The organism is Microcoleus sp. AT9b-C3 (assembly GCF_036705485.1).
Lineage (GTDB): Bacteria > Cyanobacteriota > Cyanobacteriia > Cyanobacteriales > Microcoleaceae > Microcoleus.
Genome location: NZ_JAUBUR010000029.1, coordinates 74,454 through 93,380 on the forward strand (window position 1 = coordinate 74,454; position 18,927 = coordinate 93,380).

The window sequence follows — 18,927 nt, forward strand, 5'->3', positions numbered from 1 at the left end:
ACGATTTGACCCTGGGAACCTGTCGCGGTACAAGAGGAAGAGAAAAATCAGGGACAGCTTATGGCAATTTAATAATTAAACAAGTTAGAAAAAGCATCTTTTTTCAGAAAATACTGAACTCAAAAAAATGATGAACGAAGAAAAACGGCGTTGCTAATTTACTTTAGGAAAAACTAAAAAGACCAATCATATAAAATTATTCACAAAAATTCGGAAGTTTCAATTGATTTTTTTACCGAGCCTCATTAAGCAATGGCCAGCAAAACAATCAGTATTTTAGGTAATTGCTATGGCAATGCAACATGTAGCAGACTTAGCATAGCAGTTTTTGGGGAGTTTTTCGACGCGTGAGTAAATCAATAAAACAGGATTTACCCAATCTTGCTCTAAACTTGGATTTAATAATTATAATTAGGTTTTTAGTGAGAAATATAACGTCCTCACTCGCCCGCCCCTGGGGGACGAAAAACAAATTTATGATTAGCGATTAACCGGGATCGAACTGAGTGAATCGATTTGAGATTTGAGACTTCGGCGTGACCCTTCGACAGGCTCAGGGCCCAGACGCTCAGTCGAAGGATTTTAGATTAAAGAATTGAAGCATTGACCCCACGGATAAATGCGGGGGCTTGTATCCTGGAAGCTTTCGGTCAGAAAAGCGTTTTTTTTTAGCTGTATAGTTATCAAAACAATCCTTCTGCATGATGCCGGATTTTTCTGGGTAAGCCGTATTAAAGCAAAAAGATGCGATCGAATTTATGACAACTCCAGCCCCCGGAAAAAACCCTCAATCCCTCCCACCCGTAGCCTTGGTGTCAGAAAAATTGCCCGCCAAATAATAGTCTGCACTCCGCCTGCTAAGGGCTGTCCCCTCCTTATGGTAGATCGCACTGATGTCGGTAAACCTGTTATATTGGCAGTATGTAGGCAAGTTTCCTGACTACAGGTACTTGCACGTAAATGAGTCAGAGTGTCGGCTTCGATACTATACTTCGGTGAACAACTACCCAACCACACCTTAATGCAAGTTATGAACAGCCAAAAAGTCAGTGTAATCATTCCTGCATTCAATGCTGCCGACACTCTGGCCGAGACAGTTGCCTCCGTACTCAATGGTACCCACAAAAATCTAGAAATTTTAATTGTTGATGACTGCTCTACTGACGCTACTGACAAAGTTGCTGCTAAGCTGGTCGAGCAAGATTCGAGAATTCAATACTTCAGGAATTCCCAAAATTACGGGGTTTCTAAGTCGAGAAATTTAATGATATATCGCGCCACATGTGAGTATGTAGCGTTTATCGACAGCGACGATACCTGGGAACCCAATAAGTTAGAAGTTTGTTTGAAGATGCTCGCAGACAATCCCGAAGTCAAAGCTGTGGCTCACGCTTTGCGGTATTTAGACAAGCGCGGCAACAAGTTGAGTTACATTCCCACCTATCCTACAACTAAAGCAGAAATGCAGGCGATTAAGGAGACAGGTGAAAGTCCTTGGGTTTTCCCGTCTTCTGTTGTAGTCGATCGCTCTATTCTACTGCAAGAAGGCGGGTTTGCAGAAGATTGGCAGGTAGGAGAAGATACAGAGTTATTTACCAAAGTTGCTCAAAAGTATGGCTTGCTAGCGGCGACAGAACCTTTGGGAAATTATCGAATTAGAGGGAACTCTCTCACAGATAAGCACTGGCTCAAAAAGCGCATAGCTTCTGATTGTGTCAAGGAAAACCAACTGCGGCGCTTGCGGGGAGAAAAAGAGTTATCACTCCACGAGTACGAAGAGTTATGTTTTAAGAATTTGCCTCTTTTGAAAAGGCTCAACAAATTCCGAGAAGTTTTGGCACTGCACTACATGAGAAAGCTGGGACAAAGTTTTTTAAATCGGGAGGTTTTACCTACTATTGTTTACGGCCTCGCTACCACAGTGCTCAACCCTCAAGCTACTGTGCACAAGTGGAAATGGATGAAGGCTAAGGAAAAGTTGAGTCATCAAACGGCAGAAGGTATTGATCCTTCGGCAGAATTAAACCCCCAGCGATCGTCTGAAATCGGGGGACTGTCCTAAAGGATGTTATAGTTGTATGCGGGTTTAGTCAAGAAATTAGGTGCTGCCAATAAAGCCGAATCGAAGCCGATCGCCCAGAGACTGGTTAATACGCGATATTGGGGTTTTGAGCCGTATTTGACTGTTAATATCCTGTCGGGTCAATTACCCGCAATACCAGCTACAGCGGCTTGCAGCCGTGCGAGGGGACACGATATACAAATCTTTGAAAGCCCCCAGCCGATGTCAACCTTGATTTATTCGATCGCCAACTTCAACCCTACACAGGACGCAAATAGCAGCGCTCGCCCGCAGTGCTATTTGCTGCCAAAACAGTTACACTAAATATCATATATAAGTAAAGAGCAAAGTTTTTTGAATGAAAAAATGGGTAGCAAACCCCTTTTTGATGCAGAAAATAAAAGCAAAAATTTATAAAACATTCTGCCTTTTACCTTCAGAGGACGATCGCCTTTTTACTTTGAATTAGATTGAATTTATGGACTGGCAAGAAATTTCGGGCAACTGGGTATTAATTCCTTCAAGACCGATCGCGATCGTACATTTTCTCGGCGGTGCATTTGTGGCGACAGCACCGCAACTCACCTATCGCTGGCTGTTAGAAGCTTTGGGGAACCAAGGATATGTTGTAGTCGCAACGCCGTTTGTCAATACTTTGGATCATATTGCGATCGCCCGCGATGTCCTCAACAAATTTGAAAATGCCCTCGATCGCCTGCGCGCCACTAAATTGCTCAAATCTTCCTATCTCCCCATCTACGGTATGGGACACAGCATGGGATGCAAACTCCACCTCCTCATCGGTTCTGTGTTTGAGGTAGAACGAGCCGGCAATATTCTGATTTCTTTCAACAATTATGCCGCATCAGAAGCAATCCCGATCGTCGAGCAAATTTCCCCCGTCTTTAACGTCGAGTTTACCCCTTCCCCGCAAGAGACTAATCGCCTCGTCCAAGATAGCTATCAAATCCGGCGCAATCTTTTAGTCAAATTTAACGGCGACAACATCGACCAAACCCTGCTTTTGACCAAACTGCTAAAAGCACGATTTCCCGACATGATTACAGTTCAGACTCTAGCCGGCAACCATCAAACACCATTGGGTCAAGATGTTAGCTGGCCTGTGGGTCAAATTTTTACACCCTTCGATGCGATCGGGCAATGGGTCAAACAAGAAGTGTATCGGGAATTAAATCAATTAAAACGGACAATTCTGCTGTGGCTCAATCCTCTGTCCAAGGATTTTAAATCTTAAAGTTCAGATTTTAGCTTGGTGACATTAAATTGAAAAATTACGCATAAACTCTATCTGTAGCGTGCTTACGGCGCACACACTACTTAGGAATTACGCATAAACTCTATCTGTAGGGTGGTTATGGCGCACCTTACGCTACCAATAGTGTTAAAAAGCCGTTTGCGTAAGTCCTAAAACTGCCAAAGGGATGTCTCAGCTATGCACTCCTAGTGGTGATGATCCTACTTTTCCGACTTTTCCGACTTTAAAGATCCGACTTTTCCGACTGACTTGAGCCTGAGTGGTGAGTCAACATAGCGATAGGTGCATCTGAGGCTAGGTAAATTACTGCCTAAATTAATCGCAAGTTGTTTGTCCACTTAGAGTTTCGGCACCCACAGATGTTAATTTCTAGTTCTGCATCAGTCCCTTCCTCATGCACTCCAGATATAGATTCAGCTTTTTGGAAATTATGGCAAGATAATCAAGATTACCTTTACCGTTGCTGTCGCAAGTGGATGGGCAACCCAACCGATGCTGAAGATGCCCTCAGTCGCGCGATGCTGAAAGCTTGGGAGAAAGCAAGAGATGGTACGGATGATATCAAAAACTTTAAGGCTTGGTTAACCAAACTGACTTATAACCTCTGCGCCGATATCCATCGAGCTCGCAACAGAAGTGCAGTAGGAGTTGACAGTTTAGACACCATTGCTTTAGGAAACGAAACCGAATTAATCAGCCAAGAAGAAACACCAGTTGGCGCTGCTATGCGGGGAGAAGTCGAATTATTTTTTCGCGCCGCAATAGATGAGTTGCCAGATAGATTGCGCGAGACTTTTATTCTCCATTTTGAATCCGGGCTATCTTATCAAAATATTGCCGAACAGCTTGGTATATCTTACGCTAACGTCCGCAAGCGGATTTCCCAGGCGCGGGCAATTTTGCGTCAGCGGTTCAATGAAAATTTCGGGGAAGATGGGACGGACTCTGATTTGTCTAATCCTAAGTCGAGGGTTTCTCCTCAGTCTGCAAAAGGGAAAAAGTTTCAGAACATTGTTGAAAAAAAAACGATTACAGAGGAGATTGAAGAAAGAGAAATTGTTGCCGGTGGGGAAATTCAAGAATCGGTTTTAGTGAATGCTAAATCTGATGGGGAGATAGGAGAAAGAGAAATTGTTGCCGGTGGGGAAGTTCAAGAAGCGGCGGTGTGTGTTTTGCATCGAGGCGCGAACGATTATTCGCCCCTACGGATATTGGCTAATAGTCTGGGGGATGACAGCGAAAAAGCGATCGCGCCTAACGCCTACAGCAGAGTGCTTTCTGAGTCTGGGGAAAGCCAAAAAGCTCTGGGTGTGCCGGCTGCATTAATCCAGCCCGCACAGGGCGGTTGTACCATCAGCGACTGCAATCCGCTGTATTCCCAGTTTCTCCACAGAGAAAAACAATACTTGACCGATGTTCGATCGCCAGAAATGCGATCGCGCCAGGGTGCCGGAGGCATATCGCGCAACGGTGCGTCTTCTGTATCGCCTTTTCTACTGTACAGGAGGATGTGGGCAGACAGTGGCGGCGGCTGGCTTTCTTCCATCGGAAAAATAGGCAGGCAGAAAATCGCTTTAAATCAGTTTTTACAGCGGATTGCTTTCTGAGTCTTGGGAAAGCCAAAATCTATTGGCGTGCAGGCGACAGTAATGCTGTCGCGCTGCAATCCCCCATATTCCCGCTTTCTCTATCACTGGCGCTGGGCGCGATATGGCGCTAGGCGGAATTTGGCATGGAAAAATTCGGCATCCCTGGTTTCGCCAATCTAGATTTTCAGGAAGAGATGGACTGCGTAGCAGGAGTTTGTCAAATCTTCCCTCGAACCGTTTCATCCTCCAAAGGTTATATATGTCATCTATCTAAAGACTGAATTATTCACAAATCGCCTTCGGGAAACGTCTAACTAATAGAACACAAAAAACCAACCCTGGAGTTGAAAAATGATGATTCGTCGTATTGCTTTCGTTAGTGGTCTCGTTATTCTCAATGCTTTTGGTTTCGCTACCGTAGCCCGTGCCGGTGAAGGTGGTATAGCAGGTTCCGCGGCTTTCACGGTTAACGGCGATGGGGGGGTTACAGGTGTGGCTGTCTCGGCTGCTGTGGGTAAAGAAAATGCTTCTGCTGCTGCTTTCAACTACAGTGCTGCTGGAGGGGGCAATGCTTTACAGAACTCAGCTTGGGCTCTGGGTAGTGCAGGGATACAGGCTTTTACTACTGTCGGCAGTCCGACTGGTTTCGACGTTACGCCCGTTGCTGACGCCGACAAAGCTAACGGACAAAACAATACCTTTAGTGCTGGAACTGTCACCGTGCAGATTGGTACCGGTACTGGCAATGCTGTTGTTAAGTCTCCGACTCCCTAGAACGGTTGTGAAAGGTTAGCTACCCAGCTAACCTCACCGGTCAATCAATTTTATCTCCGTTCAAATATCAGATCAGGATCTCCGCTTCCCTCGAACCAACCAGTCAGCCGAGATCCTTATTAATAGGGTGTTTTTATCCGCAATACCTTCGGATGAATAACAGGACATTCCCCAGAGAAAACCCATGCTCAATACTTCAAAAACTATCAATCCAGCCACCACAATTGTTTTTCTCGATGCTGGAGTAGAAAACGCCGATCTACTCATTGAGGGGGTCATTCGCACTACTGAAGTTTTTGTCTTAGATGGGACGGCCGATGGCATCGAACAAATTAGCCTGGTTTTACAACACCGTCAGAATATTGATGCCGTTCATATTATTTCCCACGGTTCCCCCGGTTGCTTGTATCTGGGAAATAGCCAACTGAGTTTAGATACCCTCAACGGCTATGCGACTCAACTGCAACAGTGGAATCTTGCCAACCTCGTCTTCTATGGTTGTAACGTTGCAGCCGGAGATGCTGGCCAAGAGTTCATCGCACGACTCCACAAACTAACAGGCGCTCAAATCGCTGCCTCTGCCCTACCCATTGGCAGTGTCGCAGGACTCGGTGGTGGGCTGTTGCTCAATAGCGGTGTGGTGAGGACGAACGGTATTAGCTTCAGTAACAATTCGGCAATTGGCGGCCACGGCGGCAACTTCTGCGACTTTTTTGCACGCTGACCTCTGTAACTATTTCACCGCCAAGTTTTCAGGTGTGTATGGAGGTAAATTATCTCTTCGCTACTTTGACGCAAATTCACTATTTTTCAGGAGAAAGTATTTCATGGCGAGCGAGTCTGACCAGTCACTATCCCAAATCATCAATAATTGGGAACTCTCAACCACAAACCCCGACACTACTACCTATCAGGGAGGGTGGCCTGACCCGAAGGACTTGGTGGTTAATATTAATCCTATCGATGAGACGATCAACAAGACGATCTACGGTACACGCAATAACGACATTCTTCGGGGTACAGCCGCTGGTGAGCAAATCGACGGTTTAGCAGGGAGCGATCGCCTTTACGGTGATGCCGGAAACGATACCATCAATGGCGGTGGCGGCAACGATATTGTCTATGGTGGCAATGATAACGATTGGTTGCGGGGAGGCAATGGCAGCGATCGCCTTTACGGTGATGCCGGTAACGACGAACTCCTCGGTGGTGACGGTGATGACATCCTCTATGGGGGTGATGGTGACGATATCCTCAATGGCGGTGCAGGGAGCGATCGGCTCTACGGGGATGCAGGATTTGATACCTTTGTCCTTGCACCAGGAATGGGTCAGGATCTGATCTATGGCTTCCAAGGTAGCGAAGACATAATCCGATTAAATGGAGGTTTAACTTTCGGCGATTTACAGATTGCCCAAAGTGGTAGTTCCACCTTAATTAAAATTGCATCAACCGGAGAAACCCTCGCTTCTTTAGTTAACACAAATTCCGCCGGGATTGGGGAGAGGAATTTTATCCCAAAATCCGGCTGGTACGAATGATTTTAGCGCTATCGCGCCTGTCTAATTGTCTAAATTCTGAAATTATCAGGTGCGTTAACTTCCGTTAGCGCACCATTGATTCGGATTTTATAATTCTTAAATATTCATCACAATAAATATGTTTTTATTGCAGCTATAGCGAGTCTAAATAAATTGTGTCATTCTTGTAGCGGCAAACCCCCCGTGGTTGCCCCGAACCGTGGGGGTAGGAACTCTTGGCACTACCCCTACATATTTGTACCAATGATTTAGACGCGCTATAGATAACAATATTAAAGCCAGAAATTTAATTGTTATTAAATCATCAGGATATCAGGGTTGAATCACTGTATTAACTAATATATTGAATCCCTAATTGCCGCGCTTTTAATGATGATTAAAATCCACAAATTTATCGCTAACCCTACTGCGATCCTTTCAACAGCATACAATGGTAGTATTCTCGTCGGTTTGACGCTCCTTAGCATCGCTTACTCAACCCCAGCCCTAGCAGAAAATCGCTCCAATTTACTCGACACATCCAATCAACTGGATTCCTCTGCTGCGAGTGTTTCCGACCTTCCAGAAACGAGCCCTTTATCAGAAATACCCAACTGGTTTACTTCTGCTACAAACCAGGAACCATCATCCCCAAATTTAGCCTCTGAACCTCAACCCACAAAACCCCAATCAACTAATAATTCTAACGGATTGCCCCAACCTTCTGCGCCATCTACTGACCCCGATTACATTATTCCCTCTCGAAGCGTTCCAAGTGTTTCCGACCTTCCACAAGCCACCCCTTTATCAGAAACACCCAAGAGGTCTACTTCTGCTACAAACCAGGAACCGTCATCCCCAAATTTAGCCTCTGAACCTCAACCCACAAAACCCCAATCAACTAATAATCCTAACGGATTGCCCCAACCTTCTGCGCCATCTACTGACCCCGATTACATTATTCCACCTCGAAGCGTTCCAAGCGTTTCCGACCTTCCACAAGCCACCCCTTTATCAGAAACACCAAACTGGTCTACTTCTGCTACAAACCTGGAACCCTCATCCCCAAATTTAGCCTCTGAACCTGAACCCACAAAACCGCCATCACCTAATAATCTTAACGGATTACCCCAACCTTCAGCGCCATCTACTGACCCCGATTACATTATTCCACCTCGAATCGCGCCCGACGAAAAACTTAGCCCCTTCACGACTACTTTACCTCTCAATGACATTCCCATCACCCATCTAACTGAATGGGAGTTTAGTGGTTTCCATACTTTTGCTGACACCACAGACAGCGATCTTTTTTTTAATGGCACTCTCAAACTTAACAGTCGAGTTATTGAAAGCTTAAGCCGAAATAATATTTATAGAGTAGACCAAAAAGGCACTTATTTGCAACTGCGGACTGTTCCCCTAGAACGAACAATTACAACCACAACTACCGCACCCCAAACCATGACGGGGTTAGAAATTCAAATGAGTTTAACGGCGGCTTGTATTTTTCCCAACACTCCCAGTGACCAACAATGTACTTATACCCCAGGTTTAGTTATCGATCGCAATAGTATAGATCCAGAGTTTTTCGTACCTACCCGCGTCTTTCAAACGTCTCAAGTTGGGGAGGTTCTCAAACCAGAAACTTTGGCTTTTATGCAGCTTCCAGGCTTTCAAGGCGGAACCAGCAGTCAACCGATTGGCGTCGATTTTTATTTTCCCAATTCTGGTGCTTATCCGGGAAACAGCCAATCCCAAAAAACAAAAATTGAGAGAAAAGAAGAAGTTGACTATACCATTGCAGGTACTGTTTCCCGAGTTCGTCAAGTTGTAAAAGCCAATGATCGAGAAGCCGTTTTAGGACGGACGATTCGAGGATTTACTCTCTTTGTTGATGATGAAAATCGCTGGCTAAATACGGCAATTCAAGCGGGGGCGCAAATTTTACCCGATGTCATTCCTGACCTACAAGGCAGTAAAAATCCCGTCAATACTAATATCAACCGCAACTTATTTTTAGCGGCTAATAATACTCGTTTACCCAGCAGTAGTTTTACGATATATTCCGCCGGACTCGGACGGGCAGAAAGTTTAACGCCTAATGTCACCAGCTTAAGTCAAGTTCCTAGAGCGAATTATAACAGCCTTTGGCTCGGTCTTTCTCCCGTGATCGATCGCGCTCTTGAAGATGGTCGAATCTTTTACGATCCAACAGGGCCACAAGTCACCCTTGTGGATGCTGGTGCAGAAGGTGGAGCAAATACCAATGTACAGTTATTCTCTGCGGTTAACCAAAATCAGTATTCTACTGCCAATTTGCAGAATTTTTATGCCCAAGTTTATTTAAGCTTTTTACAGCAAGATGTCAACTTTGTGAGAGAAAGTATCTATCGGGAAGAAACCGGTTACTATCCTCATCTCAGCTTTACCGGAAACTGGACGGGAGGTGAAGATATCCTGCGATACTATACGGGTGTGATTGCTTCAGAAAAGCCCAAACTCTACCTCGGTGCTGATTACACGAGAAACACGCTAAACAATTGGAGTTTTCGCGGCGGTGCGATTGGTTATCTCAACCCCGATCGGGATTATTACAGCCAACTTTGGGGGAGTGTAGCCAAAACCTTTCGCTTCAGTAGGCGGGCCAATTTAACCTTATCAAGTGGCTTCAATTATGCTCTCGATCGAGAAACAAAAATTGGTGATGTACTTAGTATTTCTCCCGCTAGTGAAGTAGCCGTTAGCGCTCGCCTGAATTGGGGAATTTTTTCTCTGGGTTTGACCAACTATTTTGGTGATATCCTACCCAATTCCTACGACAATCGCTTACTCGCTGAGTTAACCATCCGTCCTCTAAGCACTCTCACTCTGTCTGGTTATATCGCCCCCATCGATAAAAACTCCACTCGCTCTCTCTACGGTGCTAGTGTAAGTTGGCAACTGGAAAATAACTACAACAGTCCTACCCTATCCCTCAATTGGCAAAATAAGCAATATGATTATGGTGATGATGTTTTTGGGAATCGTTTATTATTGAATGATAATGTTTTTACAATCCTCTTTCGCATTGGTTCTCCAGCTAATCCGCTCTCTCGTTAATCTTACTCAGATTAGAAGCCAACTAATCTGCTCAAATAAAAAATCCGACTTCTGGCTCATCCCAGCCTGTGAACGGTTTGAGAAAATCTAAGCCAATAGGGACTCTCACCGAGATTACCTCCTTTGCGAGTTAACCGGCTTCGGACTGCAGTGCCATAATATTTTAGGGTACTAAGTACGGAAGAACCGGGAATACCGATGCTATGGGAATTGCCATTATCTAGGGCGGTACAGTCAAATCAAAATATCATAAGCTGCGTAGCGGCTTAAGAGTCGCGCACGGTTCTTAGGGTAGAGGGAAGAACGGCTACCGTCAACCCTTACCCGCTAAAAATATTAGTGTTATTTTCGATCGTCGATACAGGGCGAATAATTTTTCACGATCGACAAACAGTTCCGTCCATCAGCCGTTCTCTCGTAACTAATACTGTCTGCGATGTCTTTGATTAATTTTAGCCCCCGCCCGCCCGGAGAGTGAATATCGACTGTTTCCGAAATATCTTTGATTTTTTTCTCTAAATCAAACGGATCGCCAGAGTCCCAAATTTTAATCTCTAAAGATTCAACGAACACCGCCACCTGAATGTCAACACGCAAATCCGGTGGTTTGCCCTTGTGGGCGTGACGCACCGCATTCGTAAAGCCCTCAGCCAAAGCCAACTGACACCGTATCCACACACTTGTAGGAATTCGCGAGTCGTACAATTGTGCAAACCACGACAAAACCCAGCTTAATCCATTCAGACCTGTATTGACTTGAAGATCCGCTTTTTTTAGCATCGGCAACTTTTCGGAACCCTTTAATTCAATCACGCTCACCACAGAAGTTCTTCATCGGCCGGTGGGCAAAATACAACGAGACAAAATACAACCAGACACAGTATAACGGCGGAAAAATTGAATGGTTGTTTGAGGATACTAGCTTTGGTGGGCCGTCGATCGATGTCTAATCCACTAATCGGTTAGCCACTATACCATAAATAGCATTTTCATGTCAACCAGCGGCGGTAGCAAATAAAAGTCTATAAAAATTTATATTCTGAGTATAAACTGAGTGAAGTTCGATCGCGCCAAATTTCTATCAAATTTTAACGTAAATTGAACTCAACGACCCGCCCTCAAAAGCAATTACCTCGAAAGCGATGTCAATCAACTATACTCAATCTCAGACAAGGGCGCTGACAGGATATATTTTAAATGACCCCCAGACCTTGAAAAACTTGTAGTACCTAAGTGCCCATGTTTCAAATTCTGGTTATAGACGACGATACGGCTGTTCAAGAACTGCTGAGAAGAACCCTGAAAAAACAGGGTTACGAAGTAACAGTAGCAAGCAATGGCGAAGACGGTGTAGCCCAGGCGCAAAAATTGCGTCCGGCCTTGATAATTTGCGATTGGATCATGCCGCGCTTGACCGGCATCGATGTCTGCCGTCGAGTCAAGGCAGATCCGGATCTGTCAACTACACAATTCTTTTTGTTGACTTCTTTGGGTTCGATCGCCGATCGAGTCAAAGGGCTCGACGCCGGTGCCGACGATTTTATCTCGAAGCCGATCGAACTCAACGAATTACAGGCGAGAGTACGCGCGGGATTGAGGCTGCACCAACTCAGCCGAGATTTGAAAATAGCCAAGCAAAGTCTGGAAGCAGAGTTAGCCGAGGCCGCCGAGTACGTGCAATCGCTGCTGCCAGATCCGATGACGGAACCTTTTAGCATCGAAGCAAAATTCATTCCCTCGCGGCAGTTGGGGGGAGATTGCTTCGACTACAACTGGCTAGATGCCGATTATTTGGCGATTTACTTGCTCGACGTAGCCGGTCACGGTTTGCGGGCGGCCCTGCCTTCTGTGGCCGTGCTGAATTTGTTGCGATCGCGCACGCTCCCCAACATAGACTACTACAAACCCAGCGACGTTTTGCGCGCCCTGAACACCACCTTCCAGATGAGCTACCAAAATGACAAGTATTTCACCATCTGGTATGGCGTTTACAACCGCATTTCTCGGCAGCTAGTTTATGCCAGCGCTGGCCATCCACCGGCCGTGTTGATTTCCCAGTCGCCTGCAAGCACTGCTAAAATCCAGCGATTAAAAACCCCCGGAATGCCGGTCGGAATGTTCCCCGATGCCCCCTATGTCGATAATTGCTGCGATGTCGAGGATTTGAGCACTCTCTACATCTTTAGCGACGGGGTATACGAGATCCACCAACCTGACGGCAATATCTGGGGGCTTGACCCTTTCGTAGATTTGTTAGCAGCTTACAACGGTGCAAGTGCCGACCAGTTAGAGCTGGTTTTGAACTACATTCAAAAGTTGAACGCTAAAGCAGTTTTTGATGATGATTGGTCTTTACTCAAGGTAAACTTTGGCTAGCTGACTTCTTGCATTGCATCTGCGACCAAATAGCAAGAAGGCAGCACACCAAAGATTTAATTAGTTGAGAGAATTTTGCTATTAAAAGCATCGCGGGTCGCAAAGATCTCGAAAACTCGATCCATGCTGGTGAGTTCAAATAAGATGCGGATTTGCTCGTTGATAGAACAGACAACTAATTGACTCCCAGCGGCCCGGACTGTTTTGAGCGCCAAGACTAAAGCGCCTAAACCAGAACTATCCATAAATGTCACATCAGTGAAGTCTATCAATACCACATCGGCTCCCGCTTCCACTAGGTCGCTAATCTCTTGGCGGAATTGACTTGCCTTGGTGCCGTCTAAAATGCCAGAGGGCTGAATAATTTTAACTACAGGACTCATATTTTGCGGTGGGAATGTCAGAATTTCTAGCCAGACTAGGCTAGTATAGCTGCGAGATGGACTCCGATCCAAATAAGAGAGGGGGAAAGCGCCAGAGCCTGAGAGCGAGAGAATAGTTTTGAGTGCAAAAGAGGGTGATCTTCGCGGATCGTAACGCTGATCCGAGTCGTAGGGCTTCGCCAGGAGTGAATTTTGAGATAGGGACAATCTTTGTTCTGCCGAATGCCTTCTGGGTATTAGTCAAACTGGGCTAACTTTGGCGCGGTAGAGCAGTTTGTCGCCTTGTCTGTAGCCTGTGTAGCGGACTTTGACGGGTTCTCCTGGCTCGGCTGTTCCTTCCATGAGCTGGTGCTGTTGGGGGTTGTAGGGAATCTGGGCTCCGACTGGGGCGATCGACTCCACTCCCCAATGCTCCAATAACTGCTCGACTGGGCGCAGCAAGGGCAGTAGTTTCTGAGCCCGCAAGTTGTGATTTTCCTGAGCTTTGCTCGCAGCAGTCGGCCACTGCAACATCCAAGATTCTAAAATTTGCACGCTAGATAGCTGGAATTCCTGCATCAAAGATTCTCGCTGCTGTTCCATCGAAGCTTGCAGGCGCTGATATTCTTGTTCTAGGGCTGTCGGTGGTGCCTGTTCTAACTCTACATAATCTGGCGTCAAGGTTGCGAGCAGTTCATTTAAGGAAATTTGCAAAGCTTGACTAATTTTGAGCAGGATGTCGGTTCGGGTTTTCAAAGCTAAGCCGCGACGCAGGCGGATGACCTGAATTTCGGGAACTCCTGCTTTTTGGCTGAGTTCTCGATCGCTCGAAAGCCCCGCTTGTTGCATCAGCCGTTGCAGTTGAGGAGCATAATCAGGAATATTGGCAGTCACGAAAACTCATCCAAATTAACTATTAGCCGGGAAGTCCCGGGCGTATATTTAGAGGGGATTAATCAGAGCGCTGCGCCCCGTACCCCGTTGGGAATGACTCCTTGGGATGAAAGGCTCGTCGGGTGTAGGTACGGAAACCGACAATTATTCTTTTATACCCCAAGATGCTCGGGAAATACTCTGATACTATATTAGCAAGTGGGGGTGGAACTACCTCACTATAAAAAGCCTTTGAAAAAAAGGAAAAAGAAGCCTGCGGTCTCACTGTACTCAGTTGACCGTCAGGTTTGTTCACTAAATGGACATATTCTCGATCCTAAACTGTCACGAGCCTTAACGAAATACATTTTTGGGGCGGGCTGTTCGGCCCGCCCCACAACTGTTTTTGTGGCTATCTGACGCCTACTTTTTCCGGGGCGGCGGCTGTTGCAGTTGTCGCAGAACCTTGCAAATGTGCTTCTAGGAACCACAAACGCTTGTCAATTGTCCGCGAGATTTCGGTATACAAGTCAGCGGTGTCGGCGTCGCCGAGTTCGTCTGCTTTGTCGATGGCGACTCGCAGGTGTTGGGCGTAGGGTGCGTAGCGATCGGCCAAAGCCGTCACATATTCTTTCCCATCTAAAATGTCGAAAGGAAATTCTGGCAAAATCGAATCAGCAGCCGCTGTGCGGGCTGTTCCTACAGCCAAACCGCCCAAAGCTGTGACCCGTTCGGCAACTAAATCGATGTATTCTTCGAGTTCTGTTGCCATTTCGTCAAATAGCAAGTGCAACTGGTAGAAGTCCATGCCTTTGACGTTCCAGTGAGCTTGCTTGACTTGAGTTTTTAAGTCCAGAGTCGTTGCCAGCGTGGCGTTGAGCAGCCCGACTACTTGAGAGCGGGTGGCGGCTGACATATCGATGCGGGTGGGGTAAAGATGTTGTTTGTGATTGTTGGTAGTCATAGGTTTTTAGCTTGTTATTAGTGATTGTCGATCGAATATTTACCTGTCGTGAATTGCTGTTGAGAGGCTCAGGCTAGGTGCATCTGCAACACGGCACGAGGAGCTCGGCGTACATTACAGCGGATAGTTTCTAAACCCAGGCGCTGGCAAGCTTCGTACCTGTGGCAGCCGGAGAATCCGTAATACTGACCATCTACTTCTAGCACATCGATGGGTTCGTTTAAACCTACCTCGCGGATGGAATCCATGAGGGCGGCTACTTTGGTTTGGTCGTTGACTCGCGGCAGGGGGCGGCGAATCTGGTTGAGGGGTATTTCTTCGATCCTCATGGCGTTGGTATGTTTTTCTTCTTGGTTAATCATACTCGTAATGACTTCGACTTGGCAATAAAAATGATGACATACGCAAAAACCTGCTTTCGAGATGATTACTCAGTAAGATGGAGACGAACAAAGCAACTTACAGGCAACCCCTGATGAACTCAACGACTGGCTTGTTAACTCGCATTACCCAAACCCCCGGTCAGTGTGGTGGTCGTCCCTGCATTCGAGGAATGCGAATTCGAGTCACCGACATCTTAGAAATGCTGGCTGAGAACGTCAGCGTTACTGAGATTTTAGAAGATTTCCCTGACTTGGAGCTTGCAGATATTCAAGCTTGCTTGCTGTTTGCTGCACGACGTACCGATTTCCCAAGACTGACAGCATGAAGATATGGATCGATGCTCAACTGCCACCAACTCTGGCAAATTGGCTGACAGATAACTTTAATTTAGAAGCGGTTGCGTTGCGAGATATTCAACTTCGAGATGCCCAAGATACCGAAATTTTTGAATCAGCACAAGCCGAAAAAGCTGTGATTATGACTAAAGACAGCGACTTCATCGATTTGGTATGTCGATGAGGAGCACCCCCTCAAATTTTGTGGTTGACCTGTGGCAATTTAACAAACCGTAACCTGCGACAATTGTTAACTGCCACTTTACCTCATGCAATAGAACGATTGCGTCAAGGAGAGGCGATCGTCGAAATCAGCAACAACCCTTGAAGCCAATATTGCTGATAACGGAATAATGATTGCGTTCAGCGACTACTAAACTCTGCATCCACACCAAAATCGCTCAACCGTTCGTTGCGACGGAATTCTTCGATTGCGGTCTACACTTTTCAATTTTCGAGCTTTCAAACTATATTTTCCCTTGTCAATTGTCCATTTACTAAAAAGCATTGTCATCTTCACTGAGATCCCAGGCAGCTACACTGTATGGATAATCATTTTGCTCAACATCTACCCCAATAACCACAACTCGGCTGACATGAGAAATGCTCCTAGCTTCATCCACGGCATTTTTCATTCTTCGATTTCTTTTTTCTCTATCAATACGCTTATAGGCGAAGCCAGCGACTGCTCCGCGCTCTGGAACTGTTTTATTAATTAAGGTACAAGTATCATTGCGATCGGGTAGTTCCCAAAACTTATGGACAATTTTTTTAATTCGTTTGAACCCTTCTTCAAACTTTGTTTGCTCATCATGAGTAAAATTGAGAAGTACACAACCAACTTCACTCCAACGCTCAGGCTGCCGTGATTCAATATGCTGGATAATGCTTCTCCACCAACGTGTTAATTTACGCTTCGGTTTAGGAGTTTCACTTTTAGGTAATTCCTTCATAAAAAATGGATCAAAAATGTTAGACATACCACGTAAGGAAAGAGGCTGTTGAGTAAACTCAGCATTCCCAATGTTAAACCCTGTATCAAGATAGAACGCAAGCAAATCAATCTCATCGCCATTATAATCAGCATTTTTCTCAAATTCAGCTCCCCGCACTAAATAGTGTATTTTCTCACAACTTCCTTCCAAAATTTCAAAGATAATTTCGAGATCTGCAAGAGACATAGTTGGAGACATTTCAATATCAGATGCAATTAAACCCGCTTGTTTCAGATCGGTTGAGCGACAAAAAAGAGTACCCAATGACTCTAAAGTAATACTCAAGCGAACCACCTCACGTACTTTTGAACAGTCAACTTCATTTAATTCGCCTTTGCGATTCTTAAACTGATGCAAACCTAAATTGTTTTTTAGGTAATCTGAAAATCTCTTGGATTGAATTGATGGTTCCACCAGTAATTTTTTGACAATCTTCTTTAGGCTCTCAAATGCCCCACGCTTTGTCGCTTCAGTCACTCTACCTGATTTAGCCTCCACAACTAGCAAATAGGAATCGAGTAAAACCAGAAGGTCAGTTTCAAAAGTCTTCTTGGTTGTAGGATCGAACCATTCGCTACCTTGATAGAGCTTGGCAGATGGAAAAGCTTTCTGGAAAAGCTGATAAATCTCTTGCTCCAAAAATTTTCCCCTACGCTCTTCATATTTTTTATAAATTTCAGCATGAGGTTTAATAATAGCTTCCATAATATCTATGAAATAATTTAAGAAGAGTGTTATGACTGGGCAGAAATAAGTTCCAACCTCAAGCTTGATGAGAGGTTTCTGCCAAACAGGATTGCCAAGAAATAAATGTTCTGGATTCCAGTCTGATAAATCTCCGAAAGATAGCGACCAGGCATCCAGCACATTTTTTAATGCTTCTGGATTAACAGCTTTTGGGTAAGCATCTACAAACGTATCAAGTGTTAATGTGTAAATATGTTTTAGTCGTAAATCACTGTGACTGAAAATAATAGCTCTTAAGCCGTCAAGAGTTAAACCTTCCTCCTGAACATAGGCTGAGAGGTCTTCTGGAGATGAAGTAAGAGCGGGAAAAGCTTGATAATATTCTTTGATAGCTGTTTCGGTGTTTTTGGCTCGGAGCGCAGGCATAACCAAATTCCAATGCTGGTTGATTCTGCTTTCAACAACATCGAGTATTTTGAACCACATTTCAACTAAACAAACAACTCGAACTCCAATTCTTTGCTCAATCGTATCATCCAGACTAGAAAATAAATCCGAAACAATCCGCTTAACTTGTTGTGGATATCCCCAGTTACGTACAGCTTGAGTATCTATCCTGATCGTTTCTACTGTGATAAACTTCTGACGCTGCTCTATAGTTGTAGATGGATCGGCTATGGATAAAGGCTTCATTTGAAATCCACGTGTGACATCCTGAACCAGTTGGCGAAACTCAACAAAGTCTTGTGGTAGAGCTGGTCGGCAATCAAATGAATTTTGTGAATGCTGAAGAAGAAGACCTTGTATAAATTCTACATGATGTTGAAGGAGTGGATTTTTTTCAGTCCACTCACGATTTATGCCGGGTGAAGTAGTTAAACCGTAGTAGGCAAAAAGCGATAGTAAAGAACAAGGCTCAACCTGAAAAATTTGTTGTTCCAATGTTTCAAAAGAGGTATCAAATTGTTGACCGAATTTTTCACCTAATTTCTTAATTATTTCAAATACTTCGTCTTCACTCATTCCCTCAAACGGTGATGACATCTTGTGATAAGTGAATCCAGTAAATTCTTTTTCGACGCGACGAGTACCAAAACCTCTCGACTGGTTTTTATTATTTGCTTGGGCAGATGTTTTCTCTTTCTTCCGTTTCTTCTTGGTCACTGTAAAACTCACCTAAACGATGATACTTCGTTCTCGATCCCAATGATAGCAGGACTTTATTAAAATACTCAACTCGGATAGATAACTTTGATATAGCCTTTATCAAAAAGATGAGGTACAATAACAGCAGTGAGTAAACCAATTCCAAATATCGTCTGATGTAACTTCATTAAATGCAAAGTCTATGGCTTTTGCTAACTCTTGATAATTAGGCGTCTTGATAGAACGGAGAATATTTTTAAGTTTTGACCATAAATTTTCAATTGGTGAGAAATCGGGCGAATAGGGCGACAAATATATTAATTTTGCACCTTTCTTTTTGATGGCTTTTTCTATTTCTTCTCCGGTATGAATAGTACAATTATCCATTACTACACAAGCACCTTTCCATAATTTTGGTACTAACTTTCGGATGATAAAAGCCTCAAATGTAATTGCATCGGTTGTACCTATTAAATTGACTGATG

The 18,927-nt window shown here is 44.8% G+C and carries 18 protein-coding genes; 11 read left to right on the forward strand and 7 right to left on the reverse strand.

Going from position 1 to position 18,927, the window contains the following annotated elements; translation table 11 throughout:
* Positions 1-1,030: 1,030 nt before the first annotated feature.
* The 8 genes from QUB77_RS23200 (at position 1,031) to QUB77_RS23235 (ending at position 10,320) form a co-directional block, all read left to right on the forward strand.
* Positions 1,031-2,062 carry a glycosyltransferase family 2 protein gene (locus tag QUB77_RS23200; protein ID WP_333177648.1) on the forward strand — a complete coding sequence of 344 codons (1,032 nt, stop codon included), beginning with the start codon at positions 1,031-1,033 and terminating at the stop codon, positions 2,060-2,062.
* 12 nt (positions 2,063-2,074) lie between these two features.
* Positions 2,075-2,386 (forward strand): hypothetical protein, encoded by a 312-nt coding sequence (locus tag QUB77_RS23205; RefSeq protein ID WP_333177646.1) that lies wholly within the window; start codon positions 2,075-2,077, stop codon positions 2,384-2,386.
* A 154-nt stretch (positions 2,387-2,540) separates the two neighbouring features.
* Positions 2,541-3,317 carry a DUF1350 family protein gene (locus QUB77_RS23210; RefSeq protein WP_333177644.1) on the forward strand — a complete coding sequence of 259 codons (777 nt, stop codon included), beginning with the start codon at positions 2,541-2,543 and terminating at the stop codon, positions 3,315-3,317.
* A 380-nt stretch (positions 3,318-3,697) separates the two neighbouring features.
* Positions 3,698-4,945 (forward strand): sigma-70 family RNA polymerase sigma factor, encoded by a 1,248-nt coding sequence (locus tag QUB77_RS23215; protein WP_333177642.1) that lies wholly within the window; start codon positions 3,698-3,700, stop codon positions 4,943-4,945.
* Between the two features lie 333 nt (positions 4,946-5,278).
* Complete coding sequence (locus QUB77_RS23220) at positions 5,279-5,701, forward strand: hypothetical protein (RefSeq protein ID WP_333177639.1); 423 nt, start codon at positions 5,279-5,281, stop codon at positions 5,699-5,701.
* A gap of 184 nt (positions 5,702-5,885) precedes the next feature.
* Positions 5,886-6,425, forward strand: a complete 540-nt coding sequence (locus QUB77_RS23225; protein WP_333177637.1) for a DUF4347 domain-containing protein — start codon at positions 5,886-5,888, stop codon at positions 6,423-6,425.
* A gap of 103 nt (positions 6,426-6,528) precedes the next feature.
* Complete coding sequence (locus QUB77_RS23230) at positions 6,529-7,242, forward strand: calcium-binding protein (protein WP_333177634.1); 714 nt, start codon at positions 6,529-6,531, stop codon at positions 7,240-7,242.
* Between the two features lie 369 nt (positions 7,243-7,611).
* Positions 7,612-10,320: a hypothetical protein gene (locus tag QUB77_RS23235; RefSeq protein ID WP_333177631.1), complete on the forward strand. Its 2,709-nt coding sequence runs from the start codon at positions 7,612-7,614 to the stop codon at positions 10,318-10,320.
* 342 nt (positions 10,321-10,662) lie between these two features.
* On the opposite strand, the gene QUB77_RS23240 is transcribed toward QUB77_RS23235, so the two are convergent.
* The gene (locus QUB77_RS23240; RefSeq protein WP_333177630.1) at positions 10,663-11,142 is read right to left on the reverse strand and encodes an anti-sigma regulatory factor; all 480 of its coding nucleotides are present in this window, start codon (positions 11,140-11,142) and stop codon (positions 10,663-10,665) included.
* Positions 11,143-11,559: 417 nt separating this feature from the next.
* Here QUB77_RS23240 and QUB77_RS23245 point away from each other — a divergent pair, with 417 nt between their 5' ends.
* On the forward strand, positions 11,560-12,696 hold the full coding sequence (locus tag QUB77_RS23245; protein ID WP_006632014.1) for a PP2C family protein-serine/threonine phosphatase: 1,137 nt from the start codon (positions 11,560-11,562) through the stop codon (positions 12,694-12,696).
* 56 nt (positions 12,697-12,752) lie between these two features.
* On the opposite strand, the gene QUB77_RS23250 is transcribed toward QUB77_RS23245, so the two are convergent.
* The 4 genes from QUB77_RS23250 to QUB77_RS23265 all read right to left on the reverse strand — a co-directional run bounded on the left by QUB77_RS23250 (position 12,753) and on the right by QUB77_RS23265 (position 15,224).
* The gene (locus QUB77_RS23250; RefSeq protein WP_333177627.1) at positions 12,753-13,079 is read right to left on the reverse strand and encodes an STAS domain-containing protein; all 327 of its coding nucleotides are present in this window, start codon (positions 13,077-13,079) and stop codon (positions 12,753-12,755) included.
* A gap of 240 nt (positions 13,080-13,319) precedes the next feature.
* Positions 13,320-13,952, reverse strand: a complete 633-nt coding sequence (locus QUB77_RS23255; RefSeq protein WP_333177624.1) for a helix-turn-helix domain-containing protein — start codon at positions 13,950-13,952, stop codon at positions 13,320-13,322.
* A 391-nt stretch (positions 13,953-14,343) separates the two neighbouring features.
* The gene (gene dps / locus QUB77_RS23260) at positions 14,344-14,895 is read right to left on the reverse strand and encodes a DNA starvation/stationary phase protection protein Dps (RefSeq protein ID WP_333177621.1); all 552 of its coding nucleotides are present in this window, start codon (positions 14,893-14,895) and stop codon (positions 14,344-14,346) included.
* Positions 14,896-14,963: 68 nt separating this feature from the next.
* On the reverse strand, positions 14,964-15,224 hold the full coding sequence (locus tag QUB77_RS23265) for a sulfiredoxin (protein WP_333177806.1): 261 nt from the start codon (positions 15,222-15,224) through the stop codon (positions 14,964-14,966).
* Positions 15,225-15,370: 146 nt separating this feature from the next.
* Here QUB77_RS23265 and QUB77_RS23270 point away from each other — a divergent pair, with 146 nt between their 5' ends.
* Entirely contained in the window at positions 15,371-15,604 is a 234-nt protein-coding gene (locus QUB77_RS23270; protein ID WP_006632006.1) for a DUF433 domain-containing protein, read from the forward strand.
* Entirely contained in the window at positions 15,601-15,798 is a 198-nt protein-coding gene (locus QUB77_RS23275) for a DUF5615 family PIN-like protein (protein ID WP_333177618.1), read from the forward strand. The genes QUB77_RS23270 and QUB77_RS23275 overlap by 4 nt, the downstream gene beginning before the upstream one ends.
* Positions 15,799-16,111: 313 nt before the next feature.
* Here the strand turns inward: QUB77_RS23275 and QUB77_RS23280 are convergent, their stop codons facing one another.
* Together QUB77_RS23280 and QUB77_RS23285 are read right to left on the reverse strand one after the other, a co-directional pair.
* Entirely contained in the window at positions 16,112-18,460 is a 2,349-nt protein-coding gene (locus QUB77_RS23280) for a hypothetical protein (protein ID WP_333177615.1), read from the reverse strand.
* Between the two features lie 102 nt (positions 18,461-18,562).
* On the reverse strand, positions 18,563-18,927 hold a 365-nt coding region (locus QUB77_RS23285; protein WP_333178607.1), incomplete at its 5' end, for a transposase.